This window comes from Erysipelatoclostridium sp. MSK.23.31 (genome assembly GCF_019125875.1).
GTDB lineage: Bacteria > Bacillota_I > Bacilli_A > Erysipelotrichales > Coprobacillaceae > Thomasclavelia > Thomasclavelia ramosa.
This window is the reverse complement of record NZ_JAHOCB010000038.1, coordinates 1-20999: the sequence shown is the minus strand read 5'-3', so window position 1 is coordinate 20999 and position 20999 is coordinate 1. Positions and strand designations below refer to the sequence as shown.

Genomic DNA, 20999 nt, shown 5'->3' with positions numbered 1-20999 from the left:
TATACTTAAAAGAAGGAGGAGCATTATGAATACGAGAATAGCGTTTTTTGATATTGATGGGACATTAGTTAATGTACCTAATGGGATGTTACATCCAACTGATGAGACAATAAGGGTTTTAAATGAATTTAAAAATCAAGGTAATAAGATCGTCATTGCAACAGCTCGGGGTGAAGTACCTGAAAGTGTGGCAAACATTGAATTTGATGGGTATATTTGTAATGATGGACATTATATTCGTTTTAATAATGAGATTTTGATTGATGAACAATTTGATAATGGAATGGTGCAGAAGCAATTAGATGTATATGCAAAATATAATGGTCGTTCAATGTTTAATGGTCGCGGTGGTGCATGGTGCAGTTTTCTTGATGATGAATTGGTTATAAAACATCGTGCTATGTTTCAGGGAACAACTGAAAGACCAACTGATGTTAATGAGGTATTTAAAACTAGTGATGTTAAAGCGGTAAGCTGTTGTGTTTTATTTGATAGTGCAGCACAGTTGTGGGCAGCTTATCATGAATTAGAAGATGAATTTACGATGATTCCGTATGATACAGGTTTGATTCGAATGGATGTTTATTGCAAAGGTTTCACTAAGGGAACTGCTTGTGAATATTTATATCAAAAATTAGGAATTGATTATGAAAACACGTATGCTTTTGGTGACGGTATCAACGATGTAGAGATGTTACAATTGGTTAAACATGGTATTGCTATGGGGAATGCTATTCCTAAATTAAAAAGTGTAGCAAGTGAAATAACTGATAGTGTTGATAATGATGGGATTGCTCAAAGTTTTAAAAAGCATTTTAATATTTAACAGTAAAGTCAGCAGAATGCTGATTTTTTTGTAAGAAAAATGTAAGAAATAAGTGGGAATTTTGTGATTTTTTCTTATGAAGAAATTAAAAAATGAAGAGCGTTTTTTTTATATTATAGATTTATCGAAGGAGTAGTAAGGAAGGATATAATATGAAAAGAAAAACAATAGCTATTTTATTTGGAGGAAAATCAAGTGAATATGAAGTGTCGCTACAATCAGCAGCTGCGATTATAAAGAATTTTCCGCAAGAAAAATATGATCTTTATTTAATCGGGATTACGAGAGCAGGACAGTGGTTTCATTATGATGGGGAAATTGAAAAAATTAGTAATGATACTTGGAATCAAGAACTGCTTAATCCAGTGACGGTATGTTTAGAACCAGAAAGACAAGCAGTGATGGAAATAGTTGATAATAAAATAATCTATCAGCAAATTGATGCGGTTTTACCGGTCTTGCATGGAAAAAATGGTGAGGATGGTACTGTTCAAGGATTAATGGAGCTTGCAAAAATACCAGTACTTGGCTGCGGATTATTAGCATCAGCATTATGTATGGATAAATATCGAGCTCACCAGTTAGTCAAAGCAGCAGGGATAAAGGTTACTAGGTCTGTGCTTGTACATAATATAAATGATTTTAATGTTAAAGCATTGAATTTTCCATTATTTGTTAAACCATTAAAAGCTGGATCATCATATGGAATTAGTAAAGTTGTCAAAATGGAAGAATTAACAAAAGCACTTGAATATGCCTTTAATTACGATAATGAAGTAATTGTAGAGGAAGCTGTTGAAGGGTTTGAGGTAGGTTGTGCGATTATTGGCAACGATGAATTGACTGTTGGTGAGGTAGATGAAATAGAATTATCGGGAGGTTTTTTTGATTATGATGAAAAGTATACTTTGAAAACTTCAACAATTCATATGCCCGCTAGAATTGATGAAGTAACGGCAAGGAAAATTCAAGAAACTGCAAAAATTATTTATCAGACATTAGCTTGTCAGAATTTTGCTAGGGTAGACATGTTTTTAACGCCAAACAATGAAATAGTTTTTAATGAGGTTAATACGATTCCTGGTTTTACTGATCATAGCCGTTTTCCCCAGATGATGAAAGGAGTAGGTTTTGAATTTAGTGAATTAATAGATAAAATTGTTGCGATAGGGCTTAAGTATGCAGATGGTAACTTTAAATAAAGATGATATTTACCAAGGTCCATTAGTATTGGTTAATCATAATTATCCAATTGCAAATAACTATCAAATTACTAACTGTTCGACTGCCAAGGATTCAACAATATCATTAGAAAAAACGGCTATGGAGATGCTAACAAAAGCATTACAGGAAATTAAAGCAGAAGATAAGATTGTTTTAGTCAGTGGTTTAAGAAGCGGTCAAGAACAAGCTATGATCTATAATCAGGCTATTCAAAATCATGGAAAAGAGTTTGTTGATAAGTTTGTTGCTAGAGTGAACTGTAGTGAGCATCAAACAGGTCTAGCCATTGATCTAGCAGTAAAAAATGAAACAATTGATATCTTTTGTCCTGATTTTACAAGTCAGGAAATCTGTCAACAATTTCGTGATATTGCAAGTGATTATGGCTTTATTCAGAGATATTCTAAAAATAAAATTGATTTTACCAAAATTAGTGAGGAACCATGGCATTTTCGCTATGTTGGGATTGTTCATGCAAAAATTATGGAAGAAAATCAGTGGTGTTTTGAAGAATATCATTTATATATAAAAAATCATTCTATTTTCAATCCATATGTTTTAGACTGCCAAGGAAAGTTAGTTGAAGTATTTTATGTTCCAGCAGTTAATGAACAGACTAAGTTAAACTTAAGTGATCATGGTAGTTATCAAATATCGGGAAATAATTGTGATGGTTTTATTATTACATCATGGAGGCCATATGTCTAAAGTAAAAGGTTATCCCTTAATCGACTGTTTTAGGATAATTGCTGCAATTTTAGTTGTCACGATTCATACTTCACCATTAGATACAATTAGCCCAACTTTAGATTTTTATTTAACTCGTGGATTAGGACGTATTGCAGTACCATTCTTTTTTATCACAACTGCTTATTTCTATTTTCTTAATCCCAGTAAAAAACGACTATGTAAGATTATTAAACAGACACTATTGATTTATTTAGCAGCAATAATTATTTATTTACCATTAAATCTTTATAATCATTATTTTAATCAAAGTAATCTGATTTATGAAATAATTAAAGATGTTTTGTTCGATGGAACTTTCTATCATTTGTGGTATTTACCAGCAACAGTTCTAGGATTGATCATTGTTGCAGTATTAGATAAACGGGTATCTTTATTAACGAGTTTTTCAATTGTGGTACTACTTTATTTAATTGGATTAGGTGGTGATTCGTATTATGGTTTGATACACCCATATTGTAAATGGGGGTATGACTTGATTTTTTTAATAAGTGATTATACACGAAATGGTATTTTCTTTGCACCGTTATTCATTTGGATTGGAAAACTTCTTGCGGTAAAGCAATTTAACTTTAGTTTAAGAGTAATCGTTATTAGCACGATATTAGCAATAAGTTTGATGTTTATAGAAATATCACTATTGAGAGGTTATCAAGATACAGCAGATTATGTTTTTGTACGTCATGATTCAATGAATATCTTATTGCCGGTAGTAATGTTTTGGCTATATCAGGGACTTTTACGAATATCAGGCAAACGAATATCTAAATGTAAAGATCTATCGTTAGCTATTTATCTTTTTCATCCCTTGATGATTGTTGTTGTTCGTGGAATAGGTAAATTATTGAAGTGTGATCATTTAGTTGTTGACCCGCTGATTCAGTTTATTAGTGTATTGATAATAACTGTTTTATTTTCAGAGATTTTATTGAAAGGAAAAGAGAAGTATGGTGAATATTCGCACAAGTCGCAGTTGGATCGAAGTTGATCTAGATGCAATCACGCATAATCTTGATGAATTGAGTTCATTATTAAATAAAAATAGTTCATTAATGGTAGTTGTTAAAGCAGAAGGATATGGTCATGGGTTAGTAGAAGTTGCGAAACATTGTCAAAAAATGGGAATTGAAGCTTTTGCAGTTGCTACTATCGATGAAGGTATCAAACTTCGAGAACATGGGATATATGGCGAAATTTTAGTACTTGGTTATAGTCATCCCATTCGTGCAATTGAATTACATAATTATCGTTTGATTCAAACCATTGTAAATCGTGAGCATGCTCGGCAATTAAATGAAAGTGGGCATATGATCAATGTTCATATTAAGATTGATACTGGAATGCATCGTTTAGGTTTTGATTTAAGCGATTATGAGAGTATTAAAGAAATATATGATTACCAGTTTATTCATATTCAGGGTTATTTTACACATCTTTGTGTTTGTGATAGTAAAAGGAAAGTTGATCAAGAATACACCCAAAAACAAATAGCTGCTTTTTATGATTTAATTAATGAATTAAAATTAAGACATTATGATATAGGAAAGGTTCATCTTCAAAGTAGTTATGGATTAGTAAATTATCCTGAAATCAATGCCGATTATGCTCGGGTTGGGATTTTAATGTATGGAGTGTACTCAACGTTCAATGATTATTCAAAAGTACAATTAGATTTAAAACCAGCTTTAACAATTAAAGCACAAATTGCAATGCTGCATTATTTGACTAAAGGCGCGAGTCTTGGTTATGGCTTGACTTATAAGGTTAATCGTGATAGTGTAATTGCCGTTATTCCAATTGGCTATGGTGATGGATTGCCACGTATACTTTCTTCAAATGGAAGTGTTTTGATCAAAGGTCAAAAGTGTCCAATAGTTGGAAGAATTTGTATGGATCAAATGCTTGTAGATGTTAGCGAGATTAGTGATATCAGTGATAATGATCTAGTCACCGTAATTGGTCAAGATGGTACAGAAGAAATTAGGGTAGAAGAAATTGCACTTGAAGCTAATACAATTAGTAATGAGATTTTGAGTCGTTTAGGAAGTCGACTGCCAAGAATATATCGAGGAGGATAATAGGTTGAAAAGAAGCAGTTACATGTCGTACAATGAAAAGAAAAAAATCCCTTATAAAGTAATCATTAGTGTATTAATCGCTATGTTAATACTTGGGACATTGATTGCATTTAATTTTACAAGAATTCGGTTAATGACGAAGGGCTATGGTTGGTCTGAACAAAGCATTATTTTACAGCTAAATGATAATGAGATTGAGCGTTATTTGGATGCGGAAAAGGTCAGTGATTTAAGTTCCTGGAATGAATATAAAAATAAAAAACATTATTTAGAGTATCAGACATATCAAAAAGAACATCAAGATTATTCAAAAAAAGAAGTAATAAAATATATTGATACTTTCTATCAGGATTATTATCAAGATCTCAAGGATTTAAAATATAGTTATAAACAAGTATTATCTTTAATGAAGGTTGCAGAGCTATCTGATTTTAAGGTAATCGTCGATAATAAATATACATATTCGCAAATTAAATCTTATTTAAAGATTAATGGAATGGTCTTTGAGGATCTGCCTAAGTATCTTGCAAGTAATCAAGAGCCAATAACAGCTGTACTTACGGTTACTTACCCATTTATTGATGCTAATAATGCTGTTGGATCAGAATATGAAGTTTTAGATCCTAGTAATACACTTCTGTTGATTAAAAAGGGTTTTGTGTTACCTAAAGATTATGTCCCTGCTGATCTTGTTGTACCTGATATACCAATTGCTCCTGATAATAACCATAATAAACTTCGAAAAGATGCAGCTAAAGCATTAGAAGATATGAATAAAGATGCTTTAAAAGAAGATTATCATTTAGTTTTAAATAGTGGATATCGCTCATATGATGAACAAGTAGAAATTTATAATGATTATTTTAACCGTTATGATGAAGTCACTGCTAGTGGTTTAGTTGCGAAACCTGGCTCAAGTGAACATCAATTAGGGTTAGGAGTAGATTTAACTAGCCAAAGTGTAATTGATAAAAAGAGAATGGTTTTTGGTGATACGGATGAGTATAAATGGGTTGCTAAAAATGCTTATAAATATGGCTTTATTCTTCGTTATCCTAAAAATCGTTCGGATATTACTGGAACTGCTAATGAGCCATGGCATTTACGTTATGTTGGTAAGAAAGCAGCTAAAATAATTTATGATAATAATTGGACTCTAGAAGAATATATTTTAAAATATGGTTTTGATTATGAATTAAAGAAAATTGATTAAGCATCCTTTGGATGCTTTTATTATTTTCAATTAAACTTTTAATATGTTAAAATCATTATCATAAAAAGAGGAGTTAACAATGGATATATATAAATTTTTAACACAGTTGGGTATTGATTATCAAAAAATTAATCACCAATCAGTTAGCACTGTTGAAGAAGCAATGTTTATTAATGAGCAAATTGATGGAGTAGCATGTAAAAATCTATTTTTAAAAAGTAGTGATAAACAATTCTTCATTTATATGATGACGGTTGAAAGGCGTGCTGACTTGAAATATATAGCTAAACAAATTGGTAGTAAGCGGCTAAGCTTTGCTAGTGATGAAGAACTTGTAGAATTGTTAAAGCTAATTCCAGGATCAGTGACACCATTAGGAATAATTAATGATAATAAGCGAGTAAAAATATTGATTGATCGTGAATTAAGAGCACAACGATTATTAATTCACCCTAATATTAATACAGCAACAATATCAATTACCTATGATGATTTGTTATTGTTTATTAATGCTTGTGGAAATGAGTATTTAATTATTTAAAAATTTGATTATGGCAGTAATAAGAAATTTATTGAAATAAATACTTGCTGCAAGATTACATCTTTATAACTCTATGTATTTAGTTTAGTCATAATGGTTAGAGTCGTAATATTAATGAATATTATTCGATATATGCTATAATTTTAAAGAAAATTAGGAGGTGACTGGTAAGTGCTTGTAACTGACAAAGAATTACATAGAATCGTAAGCAGTGTTAGAAATCTAAGAACAGGACGAATATATTATCAAAAAGATTATGTTAGAGAAATCACAATTACTTATGATCGACTTTTTGATGATTATACAATTGAAGGCATTGTTGATAATGGTAGTTATGAAAATGTGTGTAAAATCGTTATTGATCAAGATAATAAGATTACTGACTATAGTTGTAATTGTTATTGGTGTGATGAACTCTCGGCTTGCGGTCATATTGGGGCTGTTTTGCTGAAGGTTCAAGAGTTATCACCTGATGATTTTCCATTTAAATATAAAAGTAAAAATGGTAAGATAAGTTATTTCGACAAGTTAGTACAAATTCGTCAGCAGCAGGAAGAAGAACTGCTAAAAAATGAATTAGCAGTAACAAAAAACCTAATAGCATCATTTAAGACTGCTAAAGCAATTGATTTTAATCAGGTTAAACTAAATCAAAAGTATGATCTTGAAGTCCAGATCAAGATTAATTATGGGCACCCATGTTTAAAATTCAAAGTAGGAAGTGATAAAAAGTATATAATAAAAAATATTCCTAATTTTTTAAGTGCATTAGCAAATAATGAATATGTTGAATATGGTAAACAATTAGCGTTTGTTCATAATCAAAAAGTATTTAGTGATGAAGCACTGAAGATTATTGAATTAATGAAATTTTGTATGATCACTTATGAGCGGTATCAACAGGAATATTATTACGATATATCGCATGTGACAAATGAGATAAAGATTATTCCCGAAAGTATTGAATATATCTATGAAGTATTAAAAGATTTAGAAAAAACTAATCAACATTTATCAATTTATCAATACAATTATCAGCCTACTTTACATATAAGGAAACTTGAAAAATATTATTCGCTTGAATTAAAGGATTTTGATGAATTTTGTGGTTATAAAAATCTTTATAAGATTACTGAAAATGAAATAGGTATGGTTAAGCTGGATGATGAAGGAAAAGCAATCAAATTTATTCATAATTGCGAAAGTAAAGACAAATTATTATTAGCAAAAGAAGATGTAAATGACTTTGTTAAATATATTTTAAATGATATTAAGCAATATTTTAATTATACTGGGGACTTATTAACAAGTGAAGTTGTCGAAACAGAAATATTGACACTCTATGGCGATATTAATGAATTGGAACAAATCAAAGTTTATCTTGAAAGTAAACAAGGCCTAGAAACGATTTATTCATTTCAACAGTCGAGAAAGCAAACATCAATTAATTTTGATTTAATTGAAGATTATTTAAAAGAGATTGGTGATGTAGTTGATTTTGAAAAACATTGTATGTATTTGAATTTAGAAAGTGAAAAAACTTACTCCTTTTTAAATGAAGGTTTGCCTTTTTTAGCTAATTATTGTGAAGTGATGGTTAGTGATGCACTTAAAAAGATTGGGAAGAAAAGTCAATTTAGTATTAATGTAGGAGTGACTTTAGAAAATGACTTATTGGCAATTGACATTGAAAGTATTGATATTCCTAAAGATGAATTAGCGTTAGTCTTAAACTCATATCAAAAGAAGAAGAAATTTCATCGGTTAAAAAATGGTCAACTATTATATCTTGATTCTGATGAGCTGGAAGAATTAAATGAATTTATGACTGATTATCAAATTAGACCAAAGATGCTTGAGGATGGACATTTAGAAATGGATGTCTATCGGGCTTTTAGTCTTGATAATAAAGCCGAAACAAGCAATTATTTAGTATATGATCGTAGTACCGTATTTAAAGAAATTATTGATAATTTTAAAGATATAGCTAAACAGAGTTATCCCTTAACGCCTAATTATCAAGAAATTTTACGCGATTATCAGAAATTTGGATATCAATGGCTTCAATCAATTAGTTCTTATGGCTTTGGAGGAATTTTGGCCGATGATATGGGGCTTGGTAAAACCTTACAAATGATTGTTTTACTGGATCAAAATCGGGATGATAAAAAAACTAGTTTAGTTGTTTGTCCATCATCATTGCTATTGAATTGGCAAGATGAGATACATAAATTTTCTAATTCTTTATCTTGTACTTGTATTCACGGCAGTCTAAAACGACGAAAAGAAGCAATTAGAAAATTTAATGAGGTTGATGTGCTAATTACTACTTATGATTATATGCGTCGTGATGCTAATCTTTATGATGGTTATCAATTTGAAAATATTATTTTGGATGAAGCGCAATATATTAAAAATCCTAAAACTAAGAATGCGATAACAGTAAAATCGTTAAAAGCTAAACATCGTTTTGCTTTAACCGGAACTCCTATAGAAAATTCTTTGGCGGAGTTATGGTCAATTTTTGATTTTTTAATGCCAGAGTATTTGTATAGCTATCATTATTTCAAAACTAATTATGAAACACCGATTGTTAAAAATCATGATGAAAACAAACAGCAGGAACTAAAAAAATTAATTACACCATTTATCTTAAGACGTAATAAAAAAGATGTATTGACTGAATTACCGGAGAAGATTGAAAAAACATTATCAATTGAATTTAATGAAGAAGAAAATAAGTTGTATTTAGCTAATTTAATTCAGGTCAATAAAGAACTGCAAGAACAGCTTAATTATGATAATGTAGATCGTATTGCTATTTTAGCAATGTTGACAAGATTAAGACAAATTTGTTGTGAACCACGGATAATATATGATAATATTTCGAATATTTCATCAAAATTATCGGGATGTCTTGATTTAATCCGAAATTTCCTGGGAAATAATCAAAAAGTGCTATTATTTTCTTCTTTTACTTCCGTGCTTGATTTAATTGCTAAAGAATTGGAGAAAGAAAGTATTACTTATTATCAATTAACAGGTGATACAAAAAAAGAAGAACGTCATCGATTAGTTAATCAATTTCAAAATGATGATACAACAGTATTTTTGATTTCATTAAAAGCTGGGGGAACAGGATTGAATTTGACTGCTGCTGAAGCAGTTATTCATTTTGATCCTTGGTGGAATATGTCAGCACAAAATCAGGCGACTGATCGTGCTTATCGAATCGGGCAAGAAAATGTTGTAACGGTTTATAAATTGGTAATGAAGGATAGTGTTGAAGAAAAGATCTTAGAACTGCAAAATAAAAAGAAAAACTTAGCTGATAGTTTTGTGGAAAATAATGAAGGTAGTATAACAACAATGTCTACTAATGACATTATTGAGTTATTTAAAGTATAAATGAAATACTCTAGTAAAAACTTACTAGAGTATTTTTATCGTTGTGCTTTATTAGATAATTATGAACTAACAATTTATAATCATAAGGATAAAAGCAGTAATATAAACTATTTGATTACATAAGGAAACATACTTGATTTATATAATATTTCATTTATTTACAAAGTTTAGTACTTCAAGTATACTTGAAATTAATAAAGCTAATCAATATAGTCAAAAAAGTTATTTGATTGTTTTAAAATGATGGTATTGTAACTATGCGATAAGATTATAGGTTGGAGTATATAATGGAATATTTTGAATATAGCGATATTGAAATTGAATATTTGAAAAGTAGGGATCCTGTTTTAAAACAAGTAATCGAGCAGATTGGTATAATTAAACGTGCGGTAATACCTGATTTATTTGCAGCTTTAGTTAATTCGATTGTTGGTCAACAAATTTCTACTAAAGCCCATCAAACAATTTGGCAGAGAATCAACAATTCTTTTAGTCCGATTACCCCAGCAAATTTTAAATCACTTTCAGCTGAGGAATTACAAAAATGTGGCATTACGATGAAAAAAGCACATTATATCAAAGAAATAACGAGACGGATCATTAGTGATCAATTGGATTTGGAGCGATTAGCTGATCTATCAAATGAAGAGGTTATAGAACAGCTTTGTGAGTTACCTGGAATCGGGAGATGGACAGCAGAGATGATTTTAACATTTTCATTACAACGTAAAGATATAATTAGTTATAGCGATTTAGCAATTTTACGGGGAATGCGCATGGTCTATCATCATCGGCGAATTACACCTCAACTATTCACTAAATATAAACGTCGCTATGGACCATATGCAACAATTGCCAGTTTGTATTTATGGGCAGTTGCTGCGGGAGCAATTCCAGAATTGAAAGATTATGCACCGAAATCAAAAAATAATGTTAGAATATAAGTTATATTGAGAGAGTTGATATTTATCTTGTCATGGAGGATAATATAATGAAATTTGAAGAACGGGTCTTACAACAAGAGTTTACACTAAACGATACAGATGATCTAATTGTTGATTATATTCGTAAAAATAAAGCAAATTTGGAACATTTATCAATTCAAAAGGTAGCCGAAGATCTTTATCTTGTTCCCAACTCAATCATGCGTCTTTGTAAAAAGTTAGGGTATAAAGGCTTTGCAGAGATGAAATTTTTAGTTAATAACGAAGTATCAGAAAATTTAGATATTCAAAAATTATTATCAAAGAATTTGTATAAATCAATGGAACTAATTAATTATAAAACGTTAGAAGAAGTTGCCGCTAAGATCAAGAATGCCCGAACATGTCACTTTATTGGTGTCGGTGAGTCATTATATTTTTGTGAAATGATGGTCGATAATTTGCGATGTTATGATTATCGAGCTGAATATTATCAAACTTATCGTGAAATTGAATATCGAATCAAGCATTGTGAAGAAAAAGATATTTTGTTTGTAATTAGTGCAAGTGGTGAGAATGGTCGTTTGAATAATTGGGTAGAAGAAGCAAAACAGAATGGAATTTTTGTTATTTCGGTTACCCATTTTAATGAAAATCGATTGGCTGGTTTAGCACATATTCCATTATATTATTGGGGTGATGAACAAAAATTGAATGGCTATAATGTTGCGGATCGAACAGGGATGATGATGCTGCTTCGAGAGTTGACAGAGGTATTTTGGAGGATGTACTGTGTATAAATACACGGTACATCCATTTTTTATTTAAAAATAAGTGTATGATTTTCCAAATTGAAAAGGGTTACAAAATAATATGCTATGATATTTTTGTAATCAGGGAAAGACATGTCGGTGATTAATAAAATTAAAAGAAGAGGGCAGAAGAAATGGAATTATCTAAATTAACAAGTGAGCAGCTTATTACTTTAAATAGTGATTTGTCATCAAAAGATGAAATAATTAAATTCTTAGTTTCTAAATTATATCAGGCAGGAAAAATTAGTAATGAGGAAGATTTTTATCAAGCAGTATTAGAACGTGAAAGCTTAACACCAACAGGGATTGATAATGGTCTGGCCATTCCTCATGGAAAAGATGGAGTAGTTAGAGAAGCAGCTTTTGCGGTTGTAACTTTAAAGAAACCTGTGAAGGATTGGGAAAGTGTTGTTGAAGGTAACAAAGTACAATATGTTTTTTTACTTGCAATTCCCCAAAATGATAGGAATTCGGTTCAAATGCAATTATTGGCAGAAATGATGACGAAGATGGCTAATCATACATATACAGAAAAATTATATGCTTCTAAAACAGTAAAAGAATTTTATCAAAATCTGGATAATGGGGTTAATAGTGATGAAATAAAATCCTTTGATCGCTCAATCGTTGCGGTTACTGCGTGTGCCGCTGGTATTGCCCATACTTACATGGCAGCAGAAGCATTAACAAAAGCTGGGCAAGAGTTGGGAGTAAATGTATATGTAGAAAAGCAGGGGGCTAATGGAATTGAAGATCGTCATACTAATGAGATGTTAAAAAATGCAAGTGCAGCTATTTTTGCTGTCGATGTAGCGGTTAAAGAGGAGGAACGTTTTAGTCATTTACCAACGATTAAAACAAAAGTATCTGCACCATTAAAGGATGCTAAAAAGATTATCGAAACAGCGTTAGTTAAAGCAGAACAAACTGCTCGTGGTGAGTATGTAGAACATTCACGACATCAAGAAGCCGGATTTTTAGAAACAGTTAAGGAAGCGGTTATGACAGGAATTAGTCATGTTATTCCATTGATCGTGGCTGGCGGAATGATTGCAGCAATTTGTGTAATCTTTGCAAGAACCTTTGGTTTTACAGATTTGATGAATACCGAAGGAAGTTGGCTTTATTTGATCAAATCAATGGGAAGTGGATTGTTAGGAACCTTGATGGTACCGGTATTATCAGCTTATATGGCTTATTCAATCGGGGATAAACCAGCTTTAGCTTCAGGGTTTGCGGCTGGATTTTGTGCTAATACCGTTGGCGGTGGATTCTTACTCGGGATGCTTGGTGGGATCATTGCTGGGTATTCAATACGCTATTTAAAGAAATGGATTCCAGCTAAAGGAACGTTTGCCGGTTTTGTGAGTTTTGTAATTTATCCTGTATTGTCTTGTTTGATTGTTGGAGTCTTATTGTTAGTCGTATTAGGTAAACCAGTTGCAATGATCAATACAGCATTAGTTGACTTTTTAGGATCAATGGCAGGAACAAATGCTGCTTTACTAGGGGCTGTTTTAGGAATCATGGTTTCTTTTGATTTAGGTGGACCAGTAAATAAAGCTGCATATGCTTTCTGTGTTGCTGCAATGGCGGAAGGAGTTTTAATGCCATATTGTGCTTTTGCTTCAATTAAAATGGTTAGTGCATTTGGGGTGACATTTGCGACAAAGTTTAGAAAAGATTTATTTACACCAGAAGAACGTGAAGTAGGAAATTCAACCTGGCTATTAGGTTTAGCAGGAATCACAGAAGGGGCAATTCCGTTTATGATGGCAGATCCAATTCGTGTAATTATATCCCTATGTACTGGTTCTGCAGTTTGTGGAGCGATTGTAGCGATGTTTAATATTGGTCTTGATGTACCTGGGGCAGGAATATTCTCTATTTTCGTATTAACTGCTGATAATATTCCATTAGCGATGATCGTCTGGTTTGGAGCGGCAGTAATTGGAGCGATTATTTCAGCGGTGCTACTTGTAATTACTCGAAAACAGAAATTAGCTAAGGCAAAATAGGAGGAATAGCATGGCAAATCAAGTACACATTGTCCCCCATATGCATTGGGATCGTGAGTGGTATTTTTCAGCCGAAGAATCAAAGTTATTATTACTAAACAATATGGAAGAAATATTAGAAATGTTAGAAAATAATGAGGATTATCCTTATTATGTTCTCGATGGACAAACAGCTGTACTTGAGGATTATCTAGCATTAAAACCAAAAAATTTATCACGACTAGTTAATTTAGTGAAAAAAGGTAAATTAATTATTGGGCCTTGGTACACTCAAACTGATGAGATGGTTGTAGGTGGAGAGTCGATTGTTCGTAATTTATTATACGGTCATAAAGATAGTCAGACTTTTGGAGAACCTATGAATATTGGTTATTTACCAGATTCATTTGGTCAGTCAGGCCAAATGCCAATGATTTTAAACGGTTTTGGAATTACAAGAAGCATATTCTGGCGGGGAACGAGTGAGCGAATGGGTTCAAATAAGACAGAGTTTTATTGGACTAGTGACGATGGTTCAAAAGTCTTAACTCAACTATTACCACTTGGTTATGCAATTGGAAAATATTTACCCACAGATCTTGATGAATTAAAAAAACGTTGTGATAAATATATGCCAGTGTTACAAAAAGGAGCAACTAGTGAACATATATTAATTCCTAATGGTCACGACCAAATGCCATTACAAAAAAATATATTTGATGTCATTGAGCAGTTAAAAAGACTTTATCCAGATAAAAACTTCTTTTTAAGTAACTATGATCAGATATTTAAAGAATTAGAGAAAAAAGATAACTATGATATCCTTCATGGTGAACTGCTGGATGGTAAATATATGCGTGTACATCGTTCGATTTTTTCATCACGGGCAGATATCAAAACAATGAATACCGTAATTGAAAATAAAATTACCAATCTGCTAGAGCCATTGGCTTCCATTGCTTTTAAATTAGGGTTTGAGTATTTTGATGGGATGATGGAATCGATATGGAAAGAGATAATGAAAAATCATGCCCATGATTCAATTGGATGTTGTTGTAGTGATAAAGTACATCAAGAAATAAGCAGCCGTTTTACGATTGCTAATGAGAAAGTAGAGCGAATGATTGACTTTTATAAACGAAAGATTACTGATGCAATGCCTAAAGATATTGCGCTTGATAAACTAACGGTCTTTAATTTACTCCCTTATCCAAGAAATCGAGTGGTTCGCAGTGAAGTTATCACGAGAATGAAAAGTTTTAAAATTGTTACTAGTGAGGGGCATGAAATAGATTATCAAGTTATTAATAAAGAAATCATTGATGCTGGGTTAATTGATCGTCAGATTGTTCATTATGGGAATTATGATCCATTTATAAAATATACAATTGAATTTAAAGATAATTTTCCTGCGATGGGATATCAGGCTTATTTAATTCAAGAAGCAGTAGAGCCAAAAGAAATTTTATTAGATAAAGTGGACTTTCTGGAAAATGAATACTATCAGATTAAAATTAATAGTAATGGAACTTTAAAAATATATGATTTAGTTAATGATCATACTTATGATTCCGTTTTATTGATTGAAGATGGTAGTGATGAGGGTGATGGTTATGATTATTCACCATTATTGGAAGATTATATCATAACTTCTAAAGATGCTAAGGCAGATTATCAAATCAATAGATCCAGGTATTCTACTACAGCTCATATAATTGTCGAAATGAAAGTACCAAAAGATTTAACAAGTCGTAAACAAAAGAAATGTGATACAAGTTTAAAAATTGAATTTCAAATAGAATTAAAACAAGGGGAACGAAATCTTGACATTACAACTAATATTGATAATACAGCTAAAGATCATCGACTTAGAGTACTTCTTCCAACTGATATTTGGGCTCAGGCCTCAGTTAGTGATAATCAGTTTGGGATAATTGAACGCCCAGTAAAAGATATGGCGATAGAATCATGGCAAGAAGATAATTGGAGCGAGCGGCCAGATAGTATTTATCCAATGCTTAGTTACGTTGCAATCAAGGGTTGTCCATTAGCTTTACTCACTAATTCAGTTAGAGAATATGAAGTAATTGGGGATAATTATAATACCCTGGCAATTACGTTATTTCGATCAGTTGGCTATTTAGGTAAAGAAGAATTAGTTCGGCGTCCGGGACGACCATCAGGAATTAAGATGCCTACACCAGATTCACAATTATTAAAACCATTAGAGTTTAGATTTGCGCTTGTTATTGAAAATGATCACGCTAAATTATCACGTTTAGCTAAAGATTATTTAACGCCATTAATTAGTTATAATAAAATGCCGTACAATGCGATGAAGTTAAATGAGGTTGATTTTAACACTCCATATACTTTCTCTCTGCTTCATGAAAATAATGAACTTACTACACTAAGTGTTTTAAAAAAGGCAGAATCTTCAAATAAATTAATTTATCGAACTTTTAATACTAATAATAAAGAGGTTTTAATTTCTTTAAATCATGATCTTAAAGATTTTGTTGATTTAAAAGAAGAGATAGTTAAGACTAATAATAAACTAAAAAAGAATCAAGTAAAGTCATTTATTTTAGATGATTAAATAAAACCGTAGTCCAAATGACTACGGTTTTGACAGTTACCTAAAGGTGCCTACTATTAAAAGACTAGATAATCAATATAATGATATATAAGGAGGAATAAGCAATGTTAGGTGAAGAAAAGTTAATTAATTTTACGAAAACAAACTATCAAAAGAAAATTACTAAAGTTAATGAACGGGTATATCATTTTTTGGGCTATGGACATAGTAATGCAATTGCGATTATTGGGGAAACTTCAATTATATTAATTGATACTCTTGATTCTGATTATCGTGCAAAAGTGATGAAAGATGAACTAGCGAAAATTAGTGATAAACCGGTTAAAACAATTATTTATACTCATGGACATCCTGATCATTTAGGAGGAGCAGGTACTTTTCGGGATACAGTTGTAGAAGTAATAGCATTTAAACCTCGAAAACCAATTTTAAAATACTACGATAGAATTAGTAAACTACTAAATCAACGAGGGATTTATCAGCATGGTTATGGATTAACAGATCAGGAAGCGATTAGTCAAGGCATTGGAATCCGTGAAGGAAAAGAAATTAAAGAAGGAAAATATGATTTTATAAAACCGACGACATATTATGAGCAAAAAGTGGTTGAACGAGTAATTGACGGAATTAAATTAAAGATGGTTAGTGCTGTAGGTGAAGCAGATGATGAAATCTATGTTTGGTTAGAAGATGATCAGATAATGTGTTGTGGAGATAATTATTATGGATGCTGGCCTAATCTTTATGCAATAAGAGGAACCATGTATCGCGATGTTGCAACATGGATTGATACTTTAAATGAGATTTTAAATTATCCAGCTGTTGCATTATTACCAGGACATACACGAGTTTTATGGCAAAATGAGATTAAAGCAATAGTGGGAACTTTTAGGGATGCCATCGAGGATATTTTATTTAAAACATTAGATTGTATGAATCAGGGAATGTCTTTGGAAGAAACTGTTAAAAATGTTAAATTAGCACCAATATATCAGGATAAAGAATATTTAGGTGAGTATTATGGTACTGTAGAATGGTCAGTGAAAAGTATTTATAATGGTTATGTAGGATGGTTTGATGGGGATCCTGTGAAGTTATTGCCACATCCAACTGAGGCTTATAATCAGGCGGTACTTGCTTTAATTGGTGATAATGATAAACTAATATTAGCTATTAAAAATTATATGGCACAAGAAGATTATCAAATGGCATTGCAATTAATTGAGTTATTGATGGTGCAAGATAATTCATTACAAATTATAGAACTGAAAAAACAAGCCTTATTGATGCGGGCTAAACAAGTGACATCTGCTAATGCTCGTCATTATTTAATTGCATGTGCTAAATCATTATAAAGTAAGGAGAGAATATGACAAAAAAGATTTTGGTAACTGGAGGAACAGTTTTTGTAAGTAAATTTGTTGCAACTTATTTTAAAAATCATGATTATGATGTTTATGTTTTGAATCGTGGAAATCGAAAACAGATTGAAGGAGTAAAATTAATTAAAGGTGATCGACATCATTTAGGAAATTTGTTAAAGGGATATGATTTTGATGTGGTTTTTGATGTTGCTGCTTATACTAAACAAGATGTCAAAGATTTGTTAGAAGGTCTAAATGGGGTCAAAGATTATATTTTGATTAGTTCCAGTGCTGTTTATCCGGAAAGTTTATCACAACCGTTCAAAGAGGAGCAGAAGGTTGGAAGAAATTCTATCTGGGGAGATTATGGAAGTAATAAAATTGAAGCTGAAAACTATTTACTAAGTCATATTCCTCAAGCATATATTTTAAGGCCACCATATTTATATGGACCAATGCAAAATGTTTATCGCGAACCTTTTGTGTTTGAATGTGCATTAAAGAAACGTTCTTTCTATCTACCTAATGATGGTAAAATGTTATTACAGTTTTTTCATGTTGAAGATCTATGCAAGTTAATGGAAACCATTATTAAAAAGCACCCTCATGATCATATCATGAATGTTGGAAATAGCGAAATTGTTGATATAAATAAATTTGTTGAGTTATGTTATCAAGTTGTAGGAGTACCGCTAAATAAAGTATATGTAACTAAGCATGATAATCAACGTGATTATTTTAGTTTTCATAACTATAATTATGTTCTTGATGTAACTAAGCAAAATCAGCTGTTGCCAAGTCAAAAAAGTCTTTTCGAAGGATTAGAGGAATCATATCAGTGGTACCTTGATCATCCAGATGAAGTTGTTAAGAAAAATTATATAGAGTTTATTGATCAAGAGCTTATTTAAAATAATCTTAAATTTTATATCTAGGAGAATAATGTAGTATGTGGATTATCTTTGGAAGCTTGAGTATTATCTGTACTTTGATGAGCTGTCTGTCTATATTTAAAAGTCAAGAGAAGCTGAGGGCTTATTGGTTTTCGATTTTAGGACTTGTTTTTACCGTGCTTACTCTTTTAGCAGGGTATCAATTAGTAAGTAATTGGGTAAAGCATGAAGATTGGTCAGCATTATTGGATGTAGTACCGTCAATGTTTACAATTCTTACAATATATGTAATTACGATGTTGACTGCAAATATTATTGCACTTATATTAATAAGAGGTAAATCAAAAAATACAAATGATAACTTAATGAAAAAAAGATAGTTATTAATTAAATAACTATCTTTTTTACGTGATTATAGTAAAATAAAGTAAATAATAACTATTTATATATTGAAAGAAATAATGATAAATCATTTTAACAAATGTTGGAATTGAAAAGATTATGAAAAAATATATTAAACGTGTAGTTGCTATGGATGTTTAAAAAATTTATAATGCAGTATATTTATTTAAAGGATTTCTTTGAGTAATAAAGGAGGAGCTAATGGAAATAAAAAGAGTATTTGAACGAGACGAACAGTTAATTAGTTCACTTGTTACGGTTTGGGAAAGTTCGATTAGAGCAACTCATGATTTTTTTAGTGAAACTAATATTCGAGAAATAAAAAAGTATGTTTTTCAAGCAATTGAAGAAATTCCAATTTTAGTAGTTGCTGTTGATAATAAAGAAACATTGGCTTTTATGGGGATTGCTGAGGATAAATTAGAGATGTTATTTATTACAGCACAACGTCGAGGACAAGGTATTGGTAGGAATTTATTAGAGATAGGAATAAATGATTATGAGATCACTGAAGTCTGTGTAAATGAGCAAAATCCTCAAGCTCTAGCTTTTTATGAATATATGGGGTTTACTATTTATCGGCGAAGTGAATTAGATGAACAAGGGAATCCATTTCCAATTTTGTTCTTACATCGTCAATAAGAATTATAAATAGATATTTAGAAAGGACAAATTATGAAGTTGTTGTCATTAACTGAAAAGATAAAGCTAACTAAACAGCAAGAACTTGAATTTATTGATGTTCTCGAAGATGATATTAAGAAGTATTTTAGGATCCCGATATTTTTTATTATGTTATTTCAAATCTATAATATGGTCTATGTAAGTGTATATACGGATTTTACCTATTATACCAAGTCAAGTAAGATTTATATGCTTTTATACACACTCATGTTTATCATCTGTGTCTTAGGGTTGATTTTATTGCATAAAAAGAATGTTAAAAAGGGTTTATTGTTGAAAGTTCAAAATTACTATATTGTTTTTTTAATCATGTGGTCGCTAGCAGTAACGATATATGATAATCGTGTTTCTAATAACATTAGTGTGCATATTATTACAATGTTGAGTATTGCTATTCTTGTTTATTTACCGCCAAAATTATTTGTTCCTCTGTATTTGTTCTCTGATATTATTTTGATTACTGGAATTGAATTAGTGAAACATGGTGAACCATTGGGGAGTCATTATAGTATTTATGTTAATAGTACCTGGTTAACGATTATGGCTCTATTTGTTGGATATTATCATTATCAATCAATGCGACAAACTTTTTTAAATCAGAGTATTATTCTAGAAAAAAATAGGATGATTGAAGAAAAAAGTGCGGAATTAGATTTTATTGCCCATCATGATTCTTTAACGGGGCTTCAAAATCGACGTTATTTAGCTAATTGTTTAAATAATATTTATTTAGAGAGTCGCGATAGTCAGCTTAAAACAGGTGTTTCTATAATTGATATCGATGATTTTAAATCTTATAATGATACTTTTGGGCACATTAAAGGTGATGAATGTCTAAAGAGAGTTTCTAATGCTTTAAATTTATGTTTGAGTGAAGGGTTTTTGATTCGTTATGGTGGAGAAGAATTTGTTTATTTATTAAAAAATACAGATTTAGAAGAAATGCAAAGAATTGGTACAGAACTTTGTCATACTGTTGAACGTCTGCATTTATTAATGCCAAATACTTCAAGTCGTGAATATTTAACTGTAAGTATTGGTGGGGCAATAGGTGTTTTAAATGGAGAAGAAAGTTGGCAAGCAGTTTTAGAGCAGGCGGATCAAGCCTTATATAAAGCTAAAAATACTAATAAAAATAAATGTATATGTGCAGTCGAGTAATATATTTTATAGTTGGGTTATAGATTTGTTTATTAAAAATAGTTTTATGATTGGATAGGAGGTTTGAAAGGCTCCGTGTCAATAGTGGAGGGGCTTAAGAGATAGCGAAAGCTATCTCTTTTCT

The 20999-nt window shown here is 31.1% G+C and carries 17 protein-coding genes; all 17 read left to right on the top strand.

The window, feature by feature from the left end:
- The first annotated feature begins 25 nt into the window (after positions 1 to 25).
- The 17 genes from KSU54_RS14520 (at position 26) to KSU54_RS14440 (ending at position 20875) form a co-directional block, all read left to right on the top strand.
- Entirely contained in the window at positions 26 to 826 is an 801-nt protein-coding gene (locus tag KSU54_RS14520) for a Cof-type HAD-IIB family hydrolase (RefSeq protein ID WP_117792506.1), read from the top strand.
- 152 nt (positions 827 to 978) lie between these two features.
- Positions 979 to 2028 (top strand): D-alanine--D-serine ligase VanG, encoded by a 1050-nt coding sequence (vanG, locus tag KSU54_RS14515; protein WP_003538826.1) that lies wholly within the window; start codon positions 979 to 981, stop codon positions 2026 to 2028.
- Entirely contained in the window at positions 2006 to 2758 is a 753-nt protein-coding gene (locus tag KSU54_RS14510) for a D-alanyl-D-alanine carboxypeptidase family protein (protein ID WP_009008686.1), read from the top strand. The genes vanG and KSU54_RS14510 overlap by 23 nt, the downstream gene beginning before the upstream one ends.
- A complete protein-coding gene (locus KSU54_RS14505) occupies positions 2751 to 3785 on the top strand; it encodes an acyltransferase (protein ID WP_117792508.1) in 1035 nt (344 codons plus the stop codon). The genes KSU54_RS14510 and KSU54_RS14505 overlap by 8 nt, the downstream gene beginning before the upstream one ends.
- The gene (gene vanT, locus KSU54_RS14500) at positions 3745 to 4875 is read left to right on the top strand and encodes a serine racemase VanT catalytic subunit (protein ID WP_008792213.1); all 1131 of its coding nucleotides are present in this window, start codon (positions 3745 to 3747) and stop codon (positions 4873 to 4875) included. Before KSU54_RS14505 ends, vanT begins: the two co-directional genes overlap by 41 nt.
- Positions 4876 to 4897: 22 nt before the next feature.
- Entirely contained in the window at positions 4898 to 6088 is a 1191-nt protein-coding gene (locus KSU54_RS14495; protein WP_003538820.1) for a M15 family metallopeptidase, read from the top strand.
- 79 nt (positions 6089 to 6167) lie between these two features.
- Complete coding sequence (locus tag KSU54_RS14490) at positions 6168 to 6629, top strand: prolyl-tRNA synthetase associated domain-containing protein (protein WP_003538819.1); 462 nt, start codon at positions 6168 to 6170, stop codon at positions 6627 to 6629.
- A gap of 171 nt (positions 6630 to 6800) precedes the next feature.
- Positions 6801 to 10037, top strand: a complete 3237-nt coding sequence (locus tag KSU54_RS14485) for a DEAD/DEAH box helicase (protein ID WP_003538818.1) — start codon at positions 6801 to 6803, stop codon at positions 10035 to 10037.
- Positions 10038 to 10324: 287 nt separating this feature from the next.
- Positions 10325 to 10981 carry a DNA-3-methyladenine glycosylase family protein gene (locus tag KSU54_RS14480; RefSeq protein WP_008792211.1) on the top strand — a complete coding sequence of 219 codons (657 nt, stop codon included), beginning with the start codon at positions 10325 to 10327 and terminating at the stop codon, positions 10979 to 10981.
- Positions 10982 to 11028: 47 nt separating this feature from the next.
- On the top strand, positions 11029 to 11760 hold the full coding sequence (locus KSU54_RS14475) for a MurR/RpiR family transcriptional regulator (RefSeq protein ID WP_009299523.1): 732 nt from the start codon (positions 11029 to 11031) through the stop codon (positions 11758 to 11760).
- A 146-nt stretch (positions 11761 to 11906) separates the two neighbouring features.
- Positions 11907 to 13793: a PTS 2-O-a-mannosyl-D-glycerate transporter subunit IIABC gene (gene mngA / locus KSU54_RS14470; protein WP_008792209.1), complete on the top strand. Its 1887-nt coding sequence runs from the start codon at positions 11907 to 11909 to the stop codon at positions 13791 to 13793.
- 10 nt (positions 13794 to 13803) lie between these two features.
- A complete protein-coding gene (gene mngB / locus KSU54_RS14465) occupies positions 13804 to 16371 on the top strand; it encodes a mannosylglycerate hydrolase (RefSeq protein ID WP_008792208.1) in 2568 nt (855 codons plus the stop codon).
- Between the two features lie 104 nt (positions 16372 to 16475).
- Positions 16476 to 17726, top strand: coding sequence for an alkyl sulfatase dimerization domain-containing protein (locus KSU54_RS14460; RefSeq protein WP_003538812.1), 1251 nt, complete (start codon positions 16476 to 16478; stop codon positions 17724 to 17726).
- Positions 17727 to 17740: 14 nt separating this feature from the next.
- Positions 17741 to 18646: an NAD-dependent epimerase/dehydratase family protein gene (locus KSU54_RS14455; protein WP_009008691.1), complete on the top strand. Its 906-nt coding sequence runs from the start codon at positions 17741 to 17743 to the stop codon at positions 18644 to 18646.
- 38 nt (positions 18647 to 18684) lie between these two features.
- Positions 18685 to 19008 (top strand): hypothetical protein, encoded by a 324-nt coding sequence (locus tag KSU54_RS14450; RefSeq protein WP_008792205.1) that lies wholly within the window; start codon positions 18685 to 18687, stop codon positions 19006 to 19008.
- A 223-nt stretch (positions 19009 to 19231) separates the two neighbouring features.
- Positions 19232 to 19672: a GNAT family N-acetyltransferase gene (locus KSU54_RS14445; protein ID WP_003538809.1), complete on the top strand. Its 441-nt coding sequence runs from the start codon at positions 19232 to 19234 to the stop codon at positions 19670 to 19672.
- A 33-nt stretch (positions 19673 to 19705) separates the two neighbouring features.
- On the top strand, positions 19706 to 20875 hold the full coding sequence (locus KSU54_RS14440; RefSeq protein ID WP_117792510.1) for a GGDEF domain-containing protein: 1170 nt from the start codon (positions 19706 to 19708) through the stop codon (positions 20873 to 20875).
- Positions 20876 to 20999 lie beyond the last annotated feature (124 nt).